Genomic DNA, 3,349 nt, shown 5'->3' with positions numbered 1-3,349 from the left:
CCTGCGCCTGCTGTCAGCGTGATGCCTGGCTGCCAGGTACCCAGCCGGCTGCTCCCATACAAATCCTGCTCATTCCAGTACACCTGGCTGTCACCATTCTTATTCCCATACACCGCCAGCGTGTTGCCTTGCGCATCCCGGGCATACCAGGTCCGGCTGGTGACGCCTCCGCTAATATACTCCTTATAAATCCTGTTTCCTGTAGCGTCGTAGGTATATTTCAGCGCATCCCCGTTCGTTTTCGTGATATGCGAAATTTTCCCGTATACCGTCCACTGGATCTGGCTCACCCCGTTTGCAGGATCTGCCGTAAGGTTGCCAATATTGTCGTAATGATAATTATCAGCAGCCTGGTTCACCAGGTCTTTGTTGGCGTAATTGCTGCCGCTCACCCCATCCAGGATATGCCGCAAACGGTTAGCCGTTAGTTGCCCGTTATTATCCTTCGGGTAAATATAACTCAACCGGTCCATATCCGCCTGGCTCTCCACCACGTTGGCCGTAGTGGCATGGGAGCCGTTGCGGTTAAAGAAAACAATATTACCGTTCCCGTCGTACTTGATTTGTTCTTCGTAGGCTTTTACCGCCTGCGCCGCGCTCCAGGTGGTGCCAGCGCCGCTCAGCACATGCTGCTGCATATGCAGTAAACGGTTCAACTGGTCATAATGATAGGCATACCCCACCGGTGTACCGCTGGTTAAATTACTGTAGGAAAGTGTGCTGCTACTGATATTGCCATTGAACAACGCCTGTCCGCCCACGTCTCCCGTCTGGTGCTGGTAGGATAGTCCCAGCGCGGTAGCAGCACTATTAATAGCCTGGTAGTCATTATCAAAGTAATTGAGCGAAAAGGAGATTGCATCCCGTGCGATGGTGGAAGGGCTGCCGCTAATGCCATCTCCCGACAAAGAGAGCCTTTACCTCAGATATGGCCCCTGCTGAAGCTGATTTATTTGGCAACTCAGCACATTCAAAAAAAGTGGACGAAATCCTTACAAAACTTGAGCTTGACCTTATCTCAATTATCAATTAGATATGGCGAGCGGCTACGATTGCGATTGGGGTAAGCTCTCGTTTGGAAGTGACATATTTTGCAACGGCAAAATATAATCCAGCATCATCAAAAAAATATCACTTCTCAACGCGATCAGATTTATCGATGAATTATTAAATGACACATTTTATTTTACACTCACACAAAAAAAATTTAACTTCCCAACGCGACCAGATTTATCGATTAACTATTAAATGACAAGTTTACTTCACACTCCACACAACACGCTATACTACTTAATCTGCCTCCAAACTTCTTGATATCTCAATAGTACTATAGCGGCATCGTCATGTTTATTCTGCCTAACCACTTTCAATAACATAGCGAAGTATTCTTCCAAAGCTATCCTACATGCTTCTAGCCATTCATCCGTCCTTAAAACAAAATCATAAAAAAAATGTTCCCCTCTTTTTGACTGATCCATTTTTTCTTTATTGAAATAGGAAAGCTGTATTTCAGCCATCCCATTTTTCCGAATTGTTAGAATTTCATTTATTCCAAATTCAATAGATAATAGATCAGTATTACTATAATCATTAAACCAATCCTCATAGTATTTACCTTCCAGCCAATACAAAGTATTCAATAAAAAAGTTGTCGCCTTCATCACATTATAAAAACCATAAGAATTAAATATAGTATTGAATCCGCGAATAGTTATAGAAAACCCTCCTAATGAAGCCAAAAATCCACTATTAGTATATTCCTCTTTCTCCATAAAATCCGCATCATTACATAATTCATAATAACTGGTTACTCTTCCAGCATATGAACAATAAAGGCATAATATTTCTAGTTTATTGTATTCTTTCATAAAAATTATTCTTCTTTATTAAAAATCCACTCGTAAACAGTTTCTGTTGTCTTTTCACCAACCCATGCACCACTTATTGCGCCTCCAAGAGTAAACGCTGCATGTCCGAACCATCCCCATGGCCCGCCCATGTCACCGCCAACGCTGGCGTAAGCAGCGGCCGCCGTCGTTCCGCCAGCCCAAGCCCCAGCCCATCTGCCACCTACTTTGGTTATTGTCTTTGCTTTATTTTGGCTGCTATAAATTTCATATATATCAGCAGCCGCAGCTACAACTAATAAAGTTCTCCCTCCCCATTTCACATACTTAGTTACACTTCCAAATCTCCTCAACGCCGCTTCTCCAGCTCCAAGAGCTGGAGTTTCAACAGATGACATGTAACGTCCAATATGTTTCAAAGCCTTGCCCGCGCTAACACCTTCAATTTCTGCCAAAGAATTGAGAGAAGTTTGCATCTCCTCGCTAAAAGTTCCATCAATCGATTTATTTTTAGCTATGTTTTCAAATATTGTTTCCCCCGATGCCCCATTAGCCTTTGCAGCTCGTAAAATCGCCGCCTCACTTTTTGATATATTTGTTATGCCCTCACCTTCTACTGGATAAAAGTGTCCAGTTTTAATATTTATATTCCATTTAGTACCATTACTAAGAACTACATCGACTTCAGTTTTGCCAGTTTTTGAAGCTACCTCTAAAGCTTCGGCATGAAGCTTCTCTATCGCATCCCTAGACTGCCAAGCAGGGTTAGTTACTATTGAATTAGGTTGATTTACCGGCGCGCTTTTACTAAAGTTTCCGCTTAACAGATGCCGCTCTTTAAAATGCTCCCAATCTAATTTTGGAGGATCTCCAAGCCCTAAATAATCAACTCCACTTATAGGATTATTTCTATGATATACAAATGGCGATTGCCATGGATAATCAAGACTTTTTGGGTCTATAGATTTAAAACGTCCAATACGGGGATCATATTCTCTAAATTCAAAATTTACAGAATTTTCATCCGCCACAATCTCATTATCATTCTCCTTCCCATTAAACCCATATCGATATCCCCCCGCACTCCCATTCCTATCCACCATCTGCATCCCAAACGGCGTATAGTCACTATAACTCGCAATAGTCGGCAAATAATAATCTATCGTTCCATTATGATCATTATCCACCCCTACCCGCTGGTCACTGATGGTAGACAACACATTACCCAGGTGGTTCGTTAGCTCATACCGGGATAATCCTTCCTGGTTCCAGGCGATAGCCCCTGTGCCTGCTGTCAGCGTGATGCCTGGCTGCCAGATACCCAGCCGGCTGCTCCCATACAAATCCTGCTCATTCCAGTACACCTGGCTGTCACCATTCTTATTCCCATACACCGCCAGCGTGTTGCCTTGCGCATCCCGGGCATACCAGGTCCGGCTGGTGACGCCTCCGCTAATATACTCCTTATAAATCCGGTTTCCTGTAGCGTCGTAGGTATATTT

3 protein-coding genes and 1 pseudogene are annotated in these 3,349 nt (G+C 43.6%); 1 reads left to right on the top strand and 3 read right to left on the bottom strand.

The window, feature by feature from the left end:
• The coding region (locus GA0116948_RS20745; protein WP_211434886.1) for a hypothetical protein at nt 1–908 on the bottom strand (908 nt) is incomplete at its 3' end.
• Between GA0116948_RS20745 and GA0116948_RS21895 the strand changes: the two are divergent.
• Nucleotides 905–1,067 (top strand): annotated as a pseudogene (locus tag GA0116948_RS21895) (IS256 family transposase); the annotation flags it as partial. The gene GA0116948_RS20745 and the pseudogene GA0116948_RS21895 overlap by 4 nt on opposite strands.
• Before the next feature lie 219 nt (nt 1,068–1,286).
• Here GA0116948_RS21895 and GA0116948_RS20740 read toward each other — a convergent pair.
• Nucleotides 1,287–1,868, bottom strand: coding sequence for a hypothetical protein (locus GA0116948_RS20740; protein WP_089715797.1), 582 nt, complete (start codon nt 1,866–1,868; stop codon nt 1,287–1,289).
• A gap of 5 nt (nt 1,869–1,873) precedes the next feature.
• Nucleotides 1,874–3,349, bottom strand: a 1,476-nt coding sequence (locus GA0116948_RS20735; RefSeq protein WP_211434885.1) for an RHS repeat protein, incomplete at its 5' end; no start/stop codon positions are given.

Source organism: Chitinophaga costaii, from assembly GCF_900094705.1.
Classification (GTDB): domain Bacteria; phylum Bacteroidota; class Bacteroidia; order Chitinophagales; family Chitinophagaceae; genus Chitinophaga; species Chitinophaga costaii.
The sequence above is the reverse complement of the archived record's forward strand: the minus strand, read 5'-3'. Positions and strand labels throughout refer to the sequence as shown.